Below are 17,195 nucleotides of genomic sequence, written 5' to 3'. Positions count from 1 at the left end.
AGAAAGGACGGCTTACATGAGTACACAAGCAAATACGCAAACAGCTACTATTCCAGATAAAATTTGGACGCGCGACTTTGTCCTTGTTTGTCTGGCTAATTTTTTTATATTTTTAGGATTTCAAATGACACTGCCGACGATCCCGTTATTTGTAAAGGAATTAGGGGGCAGTGACCAATTAATTGGTATTATTACCGGTATTTTTACATTTTCGGCACTGCTGCTTCGACCGTACGCCGGGCATACATTGGAATCAAAAGGCAGACAATTTGTATATATGCTGGGTCTGGCTATTTTTGTACTATCTGTTGGTTCCTTTGCTTTTATTGGCAGTATTGTATTTTTATTTATCATGCGAATGGTACAGGGAATTGGCTGGGGATTTTCAACAACAGCTACAGGTACAATTGCCACTGACATTATTCCACCGAAGCGCCGCGGGGAGGGAATGGGCTATTTCGGGTTATCCGGAAATCTGGCCCTTGCTTTTGGTCCCTCGCTTGGTTTGACGCTTGTCGGTGTCATGTCGTTTAAAGAATTGTTCCTAATCTGTTCCTCGTTAGGGTTAGTAGCGTTTTTATTATCAACAAGGATCCGCTACAAAAAAGCGGAACAATCACCGCATAAATCGACAACGGTCAAGTTTGACATTTTTGAAAAAACAGCCTTACAGCCATCGGTACTGTTATTCTTCATTACGGTAACATTTGGCGGGATTGCCTCATTTCTTCCGTTATATGCAGCACAAAAGGGTATCGAGGGAATTGAATTGTACTTCCTGATGTATGCACTTTTCCTGATGATTTCTCGAACATTTGCTGGCAAGATTTATGATACAAAAGGTCATCAATTTGTATTTCTGCCAGGTACTGTTCTCATTTTTATTGCCATGATTTTGTTATGCTGGCTACCAAATCTAACGGTTATGCTCATTGCTGGTGCAATATATGGACTTGGCTTTGGCAGTGTTCAGCCGGCACTTCAAGCATGGTCTGTGGACAAAGCACCTGATAACCGTAAAGGGATGGCCAATGCAACGTTCTTCTCCTTTTTTGACCTGGGAGTCGGGCTTGGTGCAATGGTATTTGGACAGTTAGCATTTATGTTTGGATATGGAACAATTTACGCAACCGCAGCAGGATCGGTTATGCTGTCGATGTTACTGTATATGTTCTTATTAATTAAATCGCGGAAACGAGCGATCAAATGATCTTGCAATAGCCCGGGGACAGGTTTAATTACGGTTACCGGGTTTTTTATTATACTAAATTAAGTATAATTGACTGCAGGATAACGGCATGCAGAAAATGGAGGTCGATGATAAAGACGAAAATAATTCCAGAACGGACAGCCCTAATGCACCGGTGACCTCCAATTTATTCAAAATCCCTGCAAAAGTGGGTGATAAAAGGGGCTTAACACGGGTCTGTAAATTATTATAAAAAATACCTTGCATTACAAGTTATGCAGATATATAATACATATATAACTTGTAATGCAAGGTATATGTGAGGTGAGAAAATCTTTGTCAACAACGCAAATGATGAAAGGAATTTTGGATGGTTGTCTGTTGGCAATTATTAAGGATAGAGAGGTATATGGCTATGAGCTGGCAGAACAGCTTGAACTGTACGGTTTTGACTCACTTAGTGAAGGAACAATCTATCCTCTCTTGTTGCGGATGCAGAAAGAAGAATTTGTGACATCCACTCGGAAAAAATCAACAGCCGGTCCAAAGCGAAAATATTATTCACTTACAAAAAAAGGAGAACAGGAGCTGGAAAAGTTCCTTGAACGGTGGAATTATTTACAGACGAACGTTAATCGAGTACTGAAACATGAAACAGTAACCAATCAGGAAAGGGAGTGATGGGGTGAATAAAAAACCACAACTGTCCTCTAAGAGCAGAAAATTCTTGGAAGACTTACGGGTATATTTATTTTCCAGTGGAAAGGATTCAGATGAAATTGCAGAAATTGTGGAGGAATTGGAAGTCCACTTGATGGAAGCGGAGAAAAACGGAAAATCGACTGAAAAAATAGTCGGACATTCGCCAAAGGAATATATGGAACAGCTATCAGATGAAATGCCCGTTGATTACAAATCGTGGATAATGTATGCGGTAATTATCATTTTTGGAGCATTTTCCTTTACACTAGCTAAAGATTTGTTGGAGGGTACACTTTCCTATTCATTACTTGAATTGATAGGTCATGTTATTATAGCTGGCCTTCTTATAGTTGGTCTCTATACTGCGTTTAAGTATATCGCTGGAAATCAGCTTTCAAGGTGGAAAGAGATTGCTGTGCTGTCTGTGTTAGGGTTCGTTCCAATAGCCTTGTTTGTCGGATTGATTCATTTAGATCGGTCCGTTGAAACTCCGATAATTCACTTCGACACAACAGGTACGATTTTGACAGCTGTTGTTACCGCTATTTTTTTGATCGCCGTGTCTTGGTGGGCAAAAACATGGGTGCTGCCGATTTTTCTTTTATTATTACTACTGCCGGATTATCTGTTTAGTCAGACCTCGATGGACAAGGAGCTGGCTCTAGTTTTAAGTACAGTTGTCAGCTTTGGCGGTATCGGTATTTATCTGTTCATTGTAGGCAAGATGAATAAAACATCAGGATAATGAAAGAAGGCTTGGTTTTTTTGTTTAGAAAGACCAACCAATGATCTTTAGTTTTGTAGTGATGGAAGGAAAAGATGAAAGAGGGCAAGCAAAAATTGGGAAATCAAGCCAGATTGCATTCATTTTTATATTAATCGGTTTTATCTTTCAATTGTTTTATATACATTTTGCTGCGCCAAGTATGGAACAAATCAAACGGCAATATATTTTTGGATGGGTATTGGTTTTTGTAGTAACTGTATTAGTATCATAATTCTGAGAGGAAAAAACTAAATTACAAAATCGGTGGACATTATATGGATTCTCCTATGATAGGGAATATCCTTAGGAAAGCCTTAAGAATGTGACAAATATGTTTTGAAACGTCTATTTGTGATATAATGAATGTAAAGAAGTAAAGAATGTAAGGAATATAAAGAGGTGATAATTGTGGAAGTATCAAGAATTAGTTCTAAAGGGCAGGTAACAGTACCAAAAACGATTAGACAAAAATTAAAGCTGGATGTAGGAGATCGTGTAGCTTTTATTGAGGATAATGGTAGGATCGTTATTACAAAGGCCAGTATTTTGGCTTTGCGTGAATTACAAAAAGAAATTGGTCAAGAAGCTGAGAATCAAGGCATTACAGAAGAAGATTTACAAGCTGAATTGGAAAAGGTCAGGGAGGACATGTGGAATGAGCGTAAAAAATGAAACCATGAGAGTATTTGTTTATTCAAATATTCTCATTTCCGCTGTCCTTTCCGAAAAATCTATATCAAGCCAGTTACTTGAATATATAATTGAGTATCATCAATTAGTTATTTGTAGTTATTCCATTACTGAAGTATCGAGGGTGATTAATAAAAAGTTTCCAAATAAGGTGAATATATGGGATCAATTTTTAACAACACTTGAATTTGAATTAACTTATACTCCTTCTGATCATAGGCCATATTCAATTCCTGATATTCGTGATGAAAAGGATATTCCTATTCTTGTTTCACTTGTAATTGCTGAACCTGATATTTTGATAACTGGAGATAAAGACTTCCATACTGATGAAATTAAGGAATATTTCACCCTCTATTCACCATCTGACTTTCTTCGTGATTTTACATAAACAAAGAATTTATTTTCTCCAGAAAGGCAAATTATTTTAATAAGGATCCCTATGCCTGAAAATAAGAAGAGCAATACATAGAAAACAGCAGTATTTATTAATTTCAAATGCTTAGTTATAACAAAGATTTTCCATAAACGGGTTTGACGTAAGGACGGGTTCTAGAAATAATTAATTCAGGTGGTATAATGGTTTTAGCAAATAACAAGGCGGTGTTTAAAATGAGTGTTAATCGTGAAGAACTAAAACGGCTAATTGACTTTATTCACGAAGAAGATACGGCTGAGGTATATGATTTTATCGGTTATCTGAATATGAAACGGGAAAGAGAAGCCATTGATCAAATGGATTTAGAACTTTTTTCTAAGGACAAAGAACTTATTCGTCAAGTACAGAAAAGTCGGGAAGATCGTGCTAATGGACGCATCTATGATCAAGAAAAGGGACTGAAGTATCTCAAAAACAAAATCAAGGAGTTTGAAAGTGAACAAAACTTATAATGTCTATTGGTCACAAACCGCCCTCGATGAATTGAGTAATATACTTGCTTATCCTCCAGAAGTTAAGGAACGGATATATTCGGATGCTTATAAACGATTATCATATGTGCCCACTTTGACTGCAAAACAAATACCTAATGGGACTTTAAAGGGTTATTGGGTAAGACTTGGTTTATATCAAGTAATTCTAGTATTTGAGGTTAATGAAGAAGAATCTGTTGTTAGGATTGATGGCATTAAACATAAGAGAGAAAATGTTTATTGGAAAAGAAAATAATAAGATAGTAGAAATTGAACCTCCATTAGAATGGGTAAGCGGGATAAAAATCCGAGGACAGATTCTTAATGCGCCCTTTTTATGTTGTTAAAATCTGTAAACGAGTGCAAGAATGGAATAAGATTGTGTACTTTCTTGGTTTTTTGGTCCAGATTATGGAAATATATTGCGGAAAACGACAAGGGAGTAAAATAATGGTAAAGAACTTTCCTTTACTGTTATCAATGTTATTAATTGGGAATAGTGCCTTAATAATAAGCCTGACTACACCGTTACCAGAGCTATTACATTGGGTTTTGTTAATCATTGCCGCAGTTTTTAATATTTGGAGTGCAATAGGTCTAATGCTGCACGCTTGGGTTCAAAAAGTTCAAATGGACATTGAAAATAGAAATTATTAGCATGTATCTTCCCAAATGAGCACAAAAAGGGAATAAGGGACGGAGCCTATAAATGTATTATTAGTACATTCACTTTAATAAGATTTTAGATTGCTTAAACTAAATCTGATATATGTTACTAAAATAAAGGATGTGTATGAAAGACTATGAATCAAGCGGCTCAGGTGTACTGGAATGAATTTTGGAAGGATCATGATCATCATGATCATCCCCAGTCTGTTAGTGCATGGCAATTCGGAGAGGATCCTGATTATCTTGCACAGTTGGTGATAGATGGCATTAAAACTGCAACATGTTCAGGATATATTTTTTACAAACTGGAGAATGAATCGCTGCCAACAACAGAGGATTACGGTATTATTTTAAACAGCTACAACAAACCTGTAGCAATTATTAAGACGGTAGAGGTTACGCTAACTCCTATGAATGAAGTTACGGAAGAGTTCGCTATTGCAGAAGGTGAAGGAGATAGAACTTACCAATACTGGTGGAAAGCACATGAAACATTTTTTAGAAGTGAATTAAATGCAATTGGACGTGAATTTACGGAAGATATGCTCTTGGTTTGTGAACGTTTTGAACTAGTGGATGTGAAGAATATGTGAAAAGCTCTTTCTCAGGTGTTGGGTATCTTTCCGGAATAGTGCTCCGTGGGCAATGCCAAAAATGATCCACTTAAGAAATCCTTTGTCATGGGGGCTGGACTCTTCATGGTGGATTATCTTAGACATAGAAAAGCTTTTAGATCATGTGAAGAGGTTGTGGATAGGTGAATAAGGTTTACGGGACAAGTAGCTTATAAACATCCAGGGCAAATTTAACCTGAAATAGGTGCAACTGTTGGGTTATAACATAAGTTGTTTCGTCACAATAAATTAGTTTCATTTACAATAAGCATTCCATTAACGGACTAAATTGCTGAATACCACAAGTTTAAAAAAATAAACACTCCGCGGGTTGGAGGTAAAATTATGCAGTCAGTGATACGGGTTATAAAAGCAGACGAACGACACATAGACGGAATAGTAAAAGTGTGTACGGATGGATATTGGGCAACATATGGTGTTTCACATCCGCAAGAATATATAAATAGGATCATTAAAGAGTTTTATAACAACTATCGAATTTCAAAGGAAGTGACTGTCTCAAACAAATATTGGGGTGGTTACTTTGTGGCTGTGGAGAATAAAAAGGTACTTGGTGCTGGTGGTGGCGGTATGATTGAAGAAGATAAAGGTGAAATATTTGTATTATATTTGGACCCTGAAAGAAGAAATGAAGGTATAGGCACAAAAATATTGGATGCAATTACAAATCAGCAAAAAGGATTTGGAGCTACTGAACAGTGGGTATCTGTTCAGAAAGGAAATCAAAAAGGAATTCCTTTCTATGAAGCTAAAGGCTTTGAATTTCAATATGAAAAAGAAGGGTATGGAAATGAAGAAGGAGAGAATTTCATTTCATTGAGATATTCTCGACAAATATGATTATTTCGCAAACGAACGCGCTAAAAGAAAGATTTTTTGATAACAAAAAGGTAAAAATAAATAAAATGTGTACAAACATTGATGTAGTGGTCTAATTAACATAGAAAGATAATAAGTGCATACACTAATAAAGACCGCCCATGCTGCTACATGGAGCGGTCGCAATAGACTGAAAACCCCGTCAAGAGGGGTAGGCAGCGAGATAAAAATAATCCCTCACATACCTGCTAGAGTGCATGAGGGATTATTTTTTATGGTTTTTATCAGAAACGATAAATGCTATTAACATCCCGAAGGAAATCTTAAGCGTTAGTGCACTAACAATGTCCATTGGCTACACCTCCCTCCCCGGGAACTTTCCCACCGAAGACTACCGACGAGCGAGAATTTACAGCGTTGGATGGAGAGTCAGGCAGGTTTGTCGAGGTCCCTGAGTACCCGCCATTTGCTTGGCAAGAAGGCGAAATTAATGCTTTAACACATCGTGCCTATAATATCCATGGAGATGATATTAAGATAAAAATGTTCAATGATCGTCTGGAAGTTCATAGTCCTGGTAAGCTGCCAAGTGTCATTAATGTTAAAAACATTAAGGAAACACGTTATTCAAGAAACCCCAAATTTGACGTTGAAAAATAATATTGCGGAACGAAGGAAGGGAGCTTGGAACGAAAGAAGCGCTCACAGAACAAAGGGGGAACTTAGAGCGAAACTAAGCCGAGACAAAACAAGTGCAATGGTTTAACTAAATACCATTGCACTTGTTTCTCTAGTGCTAATTATTGCCGATAAAAATATAAAAAACAAAACTTATCACATAGACCAGGAAACAAATGAACATTACTTTTGATGATTTACTTTTTGTATTAAATGCTTTGCCTAATCCATTTGATAGAATGTTTCCTATAAAGATACTTATCGCTAATCCTAGAGATACAATAGCTAATATAAACGTGAACTGTTCCATTCCATTATTTCCCCTTTAAGCTTCCCTCGGCAATACAATCCGCTTATACATCTGTACCGTCAGCCAATAATAGACGCCGTAAATAACAATGAAAATACTAATTGGCAACCAGATTTTTGTATATGGTTCCACTAGAATGAAACTGAACATTTGCATGCCGACTAACACGTGTACGAGTCCAACTAAGCCCGGGAAGAGGAACAATAGAAATAATTCCTTATAAATCGATTTCACTAACAATGATTTTCGAACGCCAATTTTTCGCAACATACTATAGCGATGCGTATCAGCAGAAGCGCTGGACAATAGTTTAAACATTAGTACACTTGCCATCATCATCAGAAAAGCAACTCCAAGGAAAAATCCCATGAAAATGGTTCCGCTGGCGATCCCTTTATACGCCATGTAATCAGCGAATTTACTTCCGCCGGCCATTTCGAGTCCAGGTTCACCTGTGTAGGATGCAGCCAATTGTTGCTGACGCTTTTCGATTTTCTCCAATTGCGGCAGATACGCCATGAAATCAGCAACACGCGCCACCACAACTTTTTGCTCGGCGGTGGTTACCTTCTGATAATGAGCCTGGTCCACAATGAAAATATCACGATCGCCAAACATTTGGAAGTCAGCGCGTAGTTCGGTTGACAGGGCGGTACTCCATGGATCCGGAATATTCTTCATTCCCTCCGCTCCGCTATTCGAATATTGCGCGTCTGGAAGGTCCGTTGCAACCCGTTTTGGTTCTGGCATTTCTAACGTTTCCGGGTTAAATTGCTTTATCAGCGGCGGATGATCGAGTAGATCCTTTTTGAGAAAATAAACCCCATTATCATCTACTTTATAATGATACGTGTTTTCCTCCGTGGTGTTCATGTTGTTTAAGGCCTGTATATCTTTCTCTGTTGGCTGGTGAATCGTAACGTCGTTTCCATGAAACATCGACGCCTGCAGCTCCACGTTGTTGTAAAATGAAAGACCTGCCGTCATTGCTCCTAGTCCAAGTGCTACAAGCATTGCGACTGTTCCAAGCACTTTTGTTAAGTTCCCCATCCGGAAACGCAATTGGGCGAATGTGAATGAATTAATCCCTTTTTCATTAAGGGTACGAATCCCTTTTACCTTTTTCATCAAATACGGTAACAGCGAAATAAACATCAGGTACGTACCAAGCGTGATCGTGATCGCTGCTAGAATAACACCGAATTGTGCCAGTTGCGCCATGTTAAACATCGCGTAATACCCTGCGCCAATAAGAATCACGGCAAAAATAACTCCTAAAATAGTTCTTCCGCCTTTTGCCTTTACCTGATCATGCTTCTCTTCTGCATGAAGCAAGTCCAATACAGATTTACTAGATATCTTAATGGCATTGACAATGGAAGTCAGTAAAAATAAAGCTACATAAAAAATAACCGTTGTGATGACAGATGATTTATAAAGCGCGTGAAACCCTTCACCGGAAAAATCAAGCTGATCCATCAGTAATCCTGCAATTCCTTGAGCGAATCCAACTCCAACGATTACTCCGACAACCAACGAGATAATGCCGATAAAGAACGTTTCAAAGAACATCAACTGGGCGACTTTATGCTTTTTAGCACCGAGGGTCATGTACATCCCTAATTCCTTTTGTCTCATGGAAAGCATAAATGATGTCGCATAAAAGATATAAAATAACGTAATGAACGCCAATATAAATGTACCGACGTGAAAGATAAAAACAATGGAACTAATCATGGCGTTTGATTCCAGAAAAGCCTTGTTTTGTGCTAGCGTTTCAAACATATAAAAGATGGCTATCGAAATAGTTAGTCCGAACAATAACACAAGATAGTCTTTAAACATTTTACGCATGCTGGAAAATGATAATTTTAATAACATTTCAGGTCCTCCTAATCTGCAAATTCAGCTAGTACATCGAGAATTTGATGATGAAATTCATTTCGGTTGCCATCACGGTGAATTTCTTTATATAATGCACCATCTTGGATAAATAAAATTCGTTCGCAATAGCTGGCACTAAGTGGATCGTGCGTTACAAGCATGATCGATACTCCGTGATTTTCATTCAAATGGAGCATTGCTTCCATCATGCTCTTTGCACTTTTGGAATCCAGTGCCCCTGTAGGTTCATCGGCTAAAATAATGGCCGGCTCATGTACTAATGCCCGGGCTGCTGCTGCCCGCTGCTTCTGTCCACCTGAAACCGTAACAGGATATTTTTCCAGGATAGCCTCAATGCCAAGTTTTTTTGCTACTTCCACGACACTTGGTTTAATCTTTCGTGATGGAACACCTTGCAATGATAATGGCAATGCAATATTTTCATAGATGCTTAGGTTCTCTAGCAGGTTAAAATCCTGAAAAATAAAGCCGAGCTGCTCTGACCGGAAGTCTGCCAATTGGCCTTGTTTCATCGACGTAATGTTGGTCCCAGCAATTTCAATTGTGCCATCGGTCGGTTTGTCCAAAGTGGAAACAACATTTAATAGTGTTGTTTTCCCAGCTCCTGAAGGCCCCATAATCCCGACGAATTCACCTTTCTGAATATCAAACGAAACACCTTTCAGTGCATGGAATTGATTTTCGTTTTTCTTGCCAAAAACTTTATGAACGTTTTGTACGTTAACAACGGCTTGATTCATTACAATAACCTCCAAATAAATGATCTATTGCTAGTTTAACCATCTACATACGAAAGTAATATCTGTTTTTCTTTCAGTAGTCTTACAGTTTTGTAAGGATAGGATATTAGGGGTCATAGTTATAATCCCAATGAAAATTTTCTTTGAAAATAGATGCCCCATTTTGACTGGATCATGACGATTATAGTTGTAGAAAACGTATAGAATGTTTAAAATGAGCCTACCCTAGTGAACAAAGGCGCAAGTGCCCGGTTAGCGGCGTATATGCTGCGCCCTGCCAAGCAGGGTGGTTCGGTGTTGCTGCGCAAAGCGGCGGTTTTAACCGAACATTCCTGCCGTAGGAGATAAAGGAAACATGCCCCTGCAAAAGGGGTATGCCGACGTTGGCCGCAAAGGCCGTTCTTAGTCGGCCTTCCTTCCTACCCGAAACGATGTTGACTTATCGTACGAAGGTGAAGGAAGCATACTAGCCGCTGGGCGCTGGAGCCGGACGTGGCCTAGTCTGGCATGAGCAGAATAGAGCCTAAATTTTATACCTTCTTATCTATTTAAAAAAGTTTTCACAGTTTAAAAACATGCTAAACTCGTTTACAATAAAGAAAAGAGAGGCATGCAGAAGGTAGGTTAATAGACTTTGGCTAGTATTCAGAATATAAATTTGCAAAAACTGTTTCCAGCCGCGGTTTACCGACGTGGATTGGAATACTATAAACAGAACAGGGTCAGTGACTTGCTATTTGATATTAATAATCAGGTTTGGACAGCTACCGTTCGCGGGTCGGAAATGTATTTTGTTGAAATAAACATGGCCGATTTTAACAGTGGTTCAATTGATACCTATTGCGACTGTCCGGCTTTTGATACCTATAACACGTGCAAGCATATAGTAGCTGTTCTAATTGCCATTTCCAAAAAACCATCATCAAATGTATTTGCGCAAACCTTAGATGATTATCAGACGACTAGCCGTTTTATTGACTCGATTACGTCCATTCAGCACCAGGAGACATCGCAAATGATGACACAAAAGGTGCCGCTTAAAGTCGAGTATTATATGAAATGGACATATGACCAGCAGTTATTGCTCGAATTAAAAACGGGTGAAAAGCGCTCATTTGTTGTCAAGAATGCCCATGAATTTTTAAAACATGTTCTGCATGGTAATGAGCACTATTTCACAAAAACATTTACGTACAATCCGGATAATCACTATTTTTTTACACAGGATATGGAATTGTTTGAGATGCTGTATTCAGTTTTACGTAATGAGCAAATATATACCGATCGGGCATTTTACCATTACCGGGATACATCAGAACGATCGATCGTCATTCCGCCGCTGCTTATCGAACCATTGCTGGATAGACTTATTGATCGTCATTTTATTGTAGAAACTAGGGAGAAGAGCTTTGATCATGTGGACGTTGTAAAAGACAGCCTGCCATTTCGTTTTGCTATTTCGAAAAATAAACAAGGGGAAATGATGTTAGCAATAGATGAAATGGATTCCATGGTCTATTTCAACGCGTATCAATTATTGTTTTCGAATGGAACGTTCTATTTTCCGACAAAAGAACAGCTGCCGATCGTGGAACAATTAAACACGGTTGGCATGAAGAATCAGCAATTACCGGTTACGAAAAAGCAAGCAGATGTTTTTGTGTCGGAGGTTCTTCCTACGTTGAAAAAAGTCGGAGAGGTACAAATTTCAGAAGCAGTTGCATCGGAGATTATTCAAGTACCATTGCGGGCTAAACTTTACCTTGACGTGCAAGAGGATCTCATTGTTGGCAAGCTGGAATATCATTATGGCGACCACAACATTGATCCGTTCAATGGCCGTGAACAGGATGATGTGATTATTATTCGTGATGTTGGTGCGGAACAGCAGATTATGCGGCTGATTGAGCATGCGAACTTTCATTACAATGGAAAAGAATTATATATCAGTGCCGATGAGGAAACGTTATATGATTTTTTATATCACATTTTACCGTTGTTTGAGCAATATGTGGAACTGTTTTTAACTTCAGAAGTTCGCCAATTTATTGTGGAAAATGAAGCATCACCTACTACTAGTGTAAGACTGGAGTCATCGTCCAATTTGCTGGAAATCGGTTTTACAATGGACGGGATAAATGATAGTGAAATTAATGATGTTCTGAATGCGGTGATGGAGAAGAAACGGTATTATCGTTTGCAAAGCGGTGCATTGCTTTCCTTGGAGGGGGAGGAATTTTCCTCAATTCAAGAGCTTTTGACGGATCTGGATATTAGCAAATCGGATATACAGGATGGAAACGTACAAATGCCAGTATATCGCGGCGCACAAATTGATGAATTAATCGGAACAAAAAAGGACTATGATCCATCCTTTCGCCGCCTGCTTCACCAACTGAAATCACCGGAGGAGCAAATTTACCCTTTACCTGAGCAATTACATGCAACATTACGGGATTACCAGAAAACCGGCTATCAGTGGTTTAAGGCGTTAAGTACCTATCAATTAGGTGGTATTTTGGCGGATGATATGGGGCTGGGAAAAACATTGCAAAGTATCACGTACATTGTATCGGAACCAAGTGATAAACCGCATTTAATTGTTGCCCCGTCATCGGTTTTATACAATTGGAAAAGTGAATGTCAAAAGTTTGCACCCGGTTTGCAGACGGCGATTATAACCGGCACCCCAGCAGAACGGCAAAAGCTGATTCAGGAAATGAGCCATCAGGATGTTTGGATTACGTCATATTCGACTTTACGGCAGGATATCGAGTTGTATCAGGGACTGACTTTCCAAACGGTCATTTTGGATGAAGCACAATATATTAAAAACTACGCAACGAAAACATCTCGTGCTATCCGGGAAATAAAGGCACGTAAACGATTTGCCTTGAGCGGGACACCTATCGAAAATTCGATTGATGAATTGTGGGCCATCTTTCAGGTTATTCTGCCAGGACTAATGCCAAATCAGCGTACCTTCCGACAACTGCAGCATGAAAAAATCGCGATGCTGACCAAACCGTTTATTTTGCGTCGCTTGAAGCAGGATGTGTTAAGGGAGCTCCCGGAAAAAATTGAAACAGTTCATGTTTCCGAATTAACGAAGCCGCAAAAAGAATTATATCTCGGTTATTTGCGAAAGCTGCAGCAGGAAGCGGCACAAACGATGAAGAATGATGACTTTCAAAAAAACCGGATGAAAATTTTGGCCGGACTGACACGATTGCGGCAGATTTGCTGTCACCCATCTTTATTTATCGAGAATTATGAAGGGCAATCAGGGAAGCTTGAGCAGTTAATGGAAACCGTGCAAAATGCAGTTGAAAACGACAAGCGGATGCTAATCTTTTCCCAATTTACCAGTATGCATGAGATTATTATCAATAAATTGGAAGAAGCGGGGATTGATTATTTTTATTTAAACGGATCGACACCCTCAAAGGATCGGGTGCAAATGAGTGAGCGATTTAATAATGGTGAAAAGCGTGTCTTTCTGATATCGCTGAAGGCTGGCGGTACCGGGTTAAATTTAACAGGGGCGGATACAGTGATTCTATATGATCTGTGGTGGAATCCGGCTGTTGAAGATCAGGCTGCAGGCAGGGCACATCGTTTTGGGCAGAAAAATGTCGTGCAGGTAATTCGTCTCATCACAGAAGGAACGATTGAGGAAAAAATTTATGACCTGCAGCAAAAGAAACGGGAACTGATTGATCAAGTCATTAAGCCTGGTGAGAAAATGCTAACCAGCTTGACGGAGGAAGATGTAAGAGAACTGCTGAGCTTATAGTGCTTGGCAGTTTTTTAATCGTCCAGCTGGAAATTAGATACGCTGTAGATAACTGACTGGTCGTGGCAGGCCGCGTCCCGGCGCCAGCGGCCAACACCCGCCGCACGATAGGGGCAACATCGGTGAAAGGGAAAGTTTGTTAAAACCCCAGGCGACAACGCCACGCCGTCCGCCCAAGCTTGGCAGTGCGCAGTCCATACACCGCTACACGAGCTCTCCCAGCAGCTTTTTCTAGATTGGATCAGCGACTTTTCGGTTTTGATCAGCGGCTTCCCGGTTTTGATCGGCGACTTTTCGGTTTCGATCAGCGGCTTCCCAGTTTTGATCGGCGACTTTTCGGTTTCGATCAGCGGCTTCCCGGTTTTGATCGGCGACTTTTCGGTTTCGATCAGCGGCTTCTCGGTTTTGATCGGCGATTATCCGCTTTTGATCAGCGACTTCCCGCGTTTAATCGGCTTTGTCCTCTTCACAAGAAAATTAGATACGCTGTGGATAACTTGCTAGTCATGATGAGCCGCGTCCTGGCGCCCAAATGATTGGAAAACGGGTATTGCAATTGTACCAAATATATAGTATATTCAAATAACAAAAGGGGATGGTCAAAATTGAAAAAAGTATTCAATGGGGTTTGCAAGTTTTTTGTAGCTAATGCTGCGGTAGTCATTACGATTATTTTACTGCCAGTATTTTTAGTTACCGACGATGTTTCACTTTTTGACCAAATTATGGATTATTTGTTCAATGATGAAAGCTGACAAATGGGGGACTTTCCTTGTTTTCCCTCATTCGTTAATAAAAAAGAGCCAGATTGCCGATCCAATCTGACTCAAGCATTTTTAAGAGGTTGTTCAAAATATCACCAAATGATAGGCGGTGAACGCTAGAGTGGACTTACGACGTACAGGACGTGCCGCTCTTAGTCGCCCTTCTCATTCGGCGAATTTTTGAACACACACTTAAATGGTTATTTTAAATAATTTTCTCGGACGTCCTTTTTGATAAGGCTTTTCCTCGCCCACTGCCTTAATAACCTCTCCTGATAATAATTTGTATATCGTCCGTTCAGCACTGCGTTTGGTTACACGATAGTAATTGGCAATATCGTTTGCGGAAAACGGTTCATTGTTACGCAATTTAATGAAGTCAATAAAGTTATACGATAATTCATTATTTAATTTCGCCTTATGAATTAAGGCACGGTATAGCTGGGAAGCGTTAAAATGTTTCTCAACTCCAAGTGGTCCGATCGTTTCCTTACGTTCATTCACAATATAACAATTACTGTTTTCCGAATGCTTGCACGTTTCTAATGCTAATTTGGCATGATCCTCCGCTTGCTTCGCTGTCAGCCCAAGCCCAAACCCAATTTCCACTGTAATGTTCAACGTTCGTTCTATTTCCAATAAAAGCGGGAAGTCCCGGTAATGGTTTGTAATATAATTTAATATCCCGCGTGTTCCGAACAGGGCAAACTGATTGCCATTTGCCAAGACAGAGGAACGCGTTTGCTGACCAAATTTCAGTAAAATTTGCTGTAATTCAAGTAACAGGTTCTGTGCAAACAGTTCACCTTTGTCGGCAGTAAGCAATTCATAATCTTTAATGCGAACAAAACCGGAAACGATTTGTACGCTTTTGGACTGATTCAATTTAGCAGTTTCCCTCGCACGCTCAATCGCATTTTCCATGTTAATTTTGGGGATTTGCATACAGAATGCCGGTATATTATTTTTTTCCAATCGCTCCGCAACTTCCTCAATCGAGGTTAAAATATAATCAATTTTACCGTCATTCCAAAGGTCTTCGTGATGCTTTATGATCCGATCGATGTCCAATTCTCTATCTTCGCCATAACTATATGTATAGATAGGATGATCATGCATCGCTAATTCTGTCATTACTTCCTTCACATGATTATGATTCAGTACATCGATGGAAAACCGGCCCAATGATTTATTATGAGCGTTTTGCAGCCGGTAAAAAGATGTCAGGATCGTATACGCATCGCACGCAACCTGAACGGCAGGAAGACGTTTTTTATCAATTTTTTCCTTCGCATACAGATATGGAAGTGTACCAGCGAATAAATAGATATCACACATGACCGCTTTTTCGATTAATTCAATTGTTTCCTTTGCATTCGTAAAAATAAACGGAGTAATTTCAATGTCCTCCTGATCCTCCACATAGTAGTTTAGTTTGTCAATTGTTTCCTTCCTGCCAAAAACAGCAATCTTAATTTTCATAGACGAAATCCCCTTGTATAGTATGTTTTGACCCTAATTAAAGAAGTGTTTAGAAATCATGTAAAATAGTTCGGCTCTGTATGGTTGCTGAAGAATGGAGTCCGTGGTGCTATGTTTTGATCAGTTTTTCAGATAATTGATTAGCAACCTTCCGATGTCGGCAATATAGTCTCTGCCGATTCCGTTATTAACCCAGTTTTGTGTCAGGATAGCAGCATAAATGGTGTCTCCTTTATTGCTGATAATAGCTGCATCATGCTCTATACCGGGTAGCTCACCGGTCTTGTGGAAAAAGTCAATTCCATCTCCTTCATGCAAGTAGGCCGGTAATTTCTGTTTGAATTGCTGGTAATACAGTATCCGCAGCATTTGCTTTCTACTGTCATCGTTTACTATTTTGTTGGGTTCAGCAATCAGACTTAATAGTTGTACCATATCATATGCACATGTATAATTATCCCTCCCTTTCTCAATCGCCTTTTGATCCATGAATTTTCTGCCTATTTTTGTATGGTACAAGCCAATTTCTGCAGCAAATTTATTTACGTGTTGGACACCTATTTTCTCCAGCAGCAGGTTTGCCGCGGTATTGTCAGAAACAATAATCATCAATTCCAGCAAATTTTGGTAGCTGTATCCATTAACGTTTGTAAGATAGTTAATGACACCAGCTCCTCCCGCCTTCTTTTCACTTTCTATATCCACAGATGTCTCGGGGTCTAGCAGGTTGCGTTCGATTTGTCGATAGGCTTCGATAAGAATAGGAATCTTAATCATGCTCGCAGCCCTTATTGATTCGCATGCATTAATCGCAATATCACCGGATTTCGTTTTTATCAAAATAGAAAAGTGATCAATTGTTTCATCAATTTTGTTAAGGATAGCTGCTTCTAATTCACTAAGGCTCATGGTTCATTCACCTTTTTCAAGTTAACTAAAATAGCTGAGTAATGTACTTACTTCAATTTATGTGAATTTTTAGTAAATTATTCAAGAAAAAATGTTATGCTTAACACGTCTGCGTTAATTATTATTATGGTACGGAATTTTCTTAATATTGTCAAGAAGTAATTCAAGGAAAGTTAAGGAAAATAGCTGATTTTTATGTGATGGGTTCCCGCACGTTAAAACATTATCC

20 protein-coding genes are annotated in these 17,195 nt (G+C 39.2%); 15 read left to right on the top strand and 5 right to left on the bottom strand.

What is annotated here, in order from left to right:
- Positions 1 to 16 precede the first annotated feature (16 nt).
- The 12 genes from IEX12_RS07340 (at position 17) to IEX12_RS07285 (ending at position 7,042) form a co-directional block, all read left to right on the top strand.
- On the top strand, positions 17 to 1,210 hold the full coding sequence (locus IEX12_RS07340) for an MFS transporter (protein ID WP_155554983.1): 1,194 nt from the start codon (positions 17 to 19) through the stop codon (positions 1,208 to 1,210).
- Between the two features lie 315 nt (positions 1,211 to 1,525).
- Entirely contained in the window at positions 1,526 to 1,870 is a 345-nt protein-coding gene (locus IEX12_RS07335) for a PadR family transcriptional regulator (protein WP_188724864.1), read from the top strand.
- A 4-nt stretch (positions 1,871 to 1,874) separates the two neighbouring features.
- Positions 1,875 to 2,636: an HAAS domain-containing protein gene (locus tag IEX12_RS07330; protein WP_088051476.1), complete on the top strand. Its 762-nt coding sequence runs from the start codon at positions 1,875 to 1,877 to the stop codon at positions 2,634 to 2,636.
- 40 nt (positions 2,637 to 2,676) lie between these two features.
- The gene (locus tag IEX12_RS07325; RefSeq protein WP_088051475.1) at positions 2,677 to 2,889 is read left to right on the top strand and encodes a hypothetical protein; all 213 of its coding nucleotides are present in this window, start codon (positions 2,677 to 2,679) and stop codon (positions 2,887 to 2,889) included.
- Between the two features lie 176 nt (positions 2,890 to 3,065).
- A complete protein-coding gene (locus tag IEX12_RS07320; protein WP_088051474.1) occupies positions 3,066 to 3,329 on the top strand; it encodes an AbrB/MazE/SpoVT family DNA-binding domain-containing protein in 264 nt (87 codons plus the stop codon).
- Positions 3,313 to 3,738: a putative toxin-antitoxin system toxin component, PIN family gene (locus IEX12_RS07315; protein WP_088051473.1), complete on the top strand. Its 426-nt coding sequence runs from the start codon at positions 3,313 to 3,315 to the stop codon at positions 3,736 to 3,738. The genes IEX12_RS07320 and IEX12_RS07315 overlap by 17 nt, the downstream gene beginning before the upstream one ends.
- A 221-nt stretch (positions 3,739 to 3,959) precedes the next feature.
- Positions 3,960 to 4,238 carry a hypothetical protein gene (locus IEX12_RS07310; protein ID WP_088053462.1) on the top strand — a complete coding sequence of 93 codons (279 nt, stop codon included), beginning with the start codon at positions 3,960 to 3,962 and terminating at the stop codon, positions 4,236 to 4,238.
- Positions 4,222 to 4,515 (top strand): type II toxin-antitoxin system RelE family toxin, encoded by a 294-nt coding sequence (locus IEX12_RS07305; protein WP_088051472.1) that lies wholly within the window; start codon positions 4,222 to 4,224, stop codon positions 4,513 to 4,515. Before IEX12_RS07310 ends, IEX12_RS07305 begins: the two co-directional genes overlap by 17 nt.
- Positions 4,516 to 4,709: 194 nt before the next feature.
- Positions 4,710 to 4,916 (top strand): hypothetical protein, encoded by a 207-nt coding sequence (locus tag IEX12_RS07300; RefSeq protein ID WP_088053461.1) that lies wholly within the window; start codon positions 4,710 to 4,712, stop codon positions 4,914 to 4,916.
- A gap of 146 nt (positions 4,917 to 5,062) precedes the next feature.
- Complete coding sequence (locus tag IEX12_RS07295) at positions 5,063 to 5,521, top strand: ASCH domain-containing protein (protein WP_088051471.1); 459 nt, start codon at positions 5,063 to 5,065, stop codon at positions 5,519 to 5,521.
- 375 nt (positions 5,522 to 5,896) lie between these two features.
- On the top strand, positions 5,897 to 6,403 hold the full coding sequence (locus IEX12_RS07290) for a GNAT family N-acetyltransferase (RefSeq protein WP_371871281.1): 507 nt from the start codon (positions 5,897 to 5,899) through the stop codon (positions 6,401 to 6,403).
- A gap of 396 nt (positions 6,404 to 6,799) precedes the next feature.
- Positions 6,800 to 7,042 (top strand): ATP-binding protein, encoded by a 243-nt coding sequence (locus IEX12_RS07285; RefSeq protein ID WP_200809525.1) that lies wholly within the window; start codon positions 6,800 to 6,802, stop codon positions 7,040 to 7,042.
- A 136-nt stretch (positions 7,043 to 7,178) separates the two neighbouring features.
- On the opposite strand, the gene IEX12_RS07280 is transcribed toward IEX12_RS07285, so the two are convergent.
- Genes IEX12_RS07280 through IEX12_RS07270 form a run of 3 tightly spaced genes read right to left on the bottom strand, consistent with a single transcriptional unit; the run spans position 7,179 to position 10,015 of the window.
- A complete protein-coding gene (locus IEX12_RS07280; protein WP_088051468.1) occupies positions 7,179 to 7,370 on the bottom strand; it encodes a hypothetical protein in 192 nt (63 codons plus the stop codon).
- A gap of 15 nt (positions 7,371 to 7,385) precedes the next feature.
- Positions 7,386 to 9,251, bottom strand: coding sequence for an FtsX-like permease family protein (locus IEX12_RS07275; RefSeq protein WP_088051467.1), 1,866 nt, complete (start codon positions 9,249 to 9,251; stop codon positions 7,386 to 7,388).
- A gap of 11 nt (positions 9,252 to 9,262) precedes the next feature.
- On the bottom strand, positions 9,263 to 10,015 hold the full coding sequence (locus IEX12_RS07270; RefSeq protein ID WP_088051466.1) for an ABC transporter ATP-binding protein: 753 nt from the start codon (positions 10,013 to 10,015) through the stop codon (positions 9,263 to 9,265).
- A gap of 634 nt (positions 10,016 to 10,649) precedes the next feature.
- Between IEX12_RS07270 and IEX12_RS07265 the strand changes: the two genes are divergently transcribed.
- The 3 genes from IEX12_RS07265 to IEX12_RS07255 all read left to right on the top strand — a co-directional run bounded on the left by IEX12_RS07265 (position 10,650) and on the right by IEX12_RS07255 (position 14,566).
- Positions 10,650 to 13,811 (top strand): DEAD/DEAH box helicase, encoded by a 3,162-nt coding sequence (locus IEX12_RS07265; protein ID WP_088051465.1) that lies wholly within the window; start codon positions 10,650 to 10,652, stop codon positions 13,809 to 13,811.
- Positions 13,812 to 14,069: 258 nt separating this feature from the next.
- Positions 14,070 to 14,315 carry a hypothetical protein gene (locus IEX12_RS07260; protein WP_188724862.1) on the top strand — a complete coding sequence of 82 codons (246 nt, stop codon included), beginning with the start codon at positions 14,070 to 14,072 and terminating at the stop codon, positions 14,313 to 14,315.
- Between the two features lie 101 nt (positions 14,316 to 14,416).
- Positions 14,417 to 14,566 (top strand): hypothetical protein, encoded by a 150-nt coding sequence (locus IEX12_RS07255; RefSeq protein ID WP_155554977.1) that lies wholly within the window; start codon positions 14,417 to 14,419, stop codon positions 14,564 to 14,566.
- A gap of 201 nt (positions 14,567 to 14,767) precedes the next feature.
- Here IEX12_RS07255 and IEX12_RS23330 read toward each other — a convergent pair whose 3' ends face one another.
- Positions 14,768 to 16,057 carry a hypothetical protein gene (locus tag IEX12_RS23330; RefSeq protein WP_088051464.1) on the bottom strand — a complete coding sequence of 430 codons (1,290 nt, stop codon included), beginning with the start codon at positions 16,055 to 16,057 and terminating at the stop codon, positions 14,768 to 14,770.
- A gap of 120 nt (positions 16,058 to 16,177) precedes the next feature.
- Positions 16,178 to 16,966, bottom strand: coding sequence for a serine hydrolase (locus IEX12_RS07245; RefSeq protein WP_088051463.1), 789 nt, complete (start codon positions 16,964 to 16,966; stop codon positions 16,178 to 16,180).
- Positions 16,967 to 17,195: the final 229 nt, after the last annotated feature.

Source organism: Lentibacillus populi (assembly GCA_014642895.1).
In the GTDB taxonomy this organism is placed as follows: Bacteria; Bacillota; Bacilli; order Bacillales; family Amphibacillaceae; genus Lentibacillus_C; species Lentibacillus_C populi.
The sequence above is the reverse complement of the archived record's forward strand: the minus strand, read 5'-3'. Positions and strand labels throughout refer to the sequence as shown.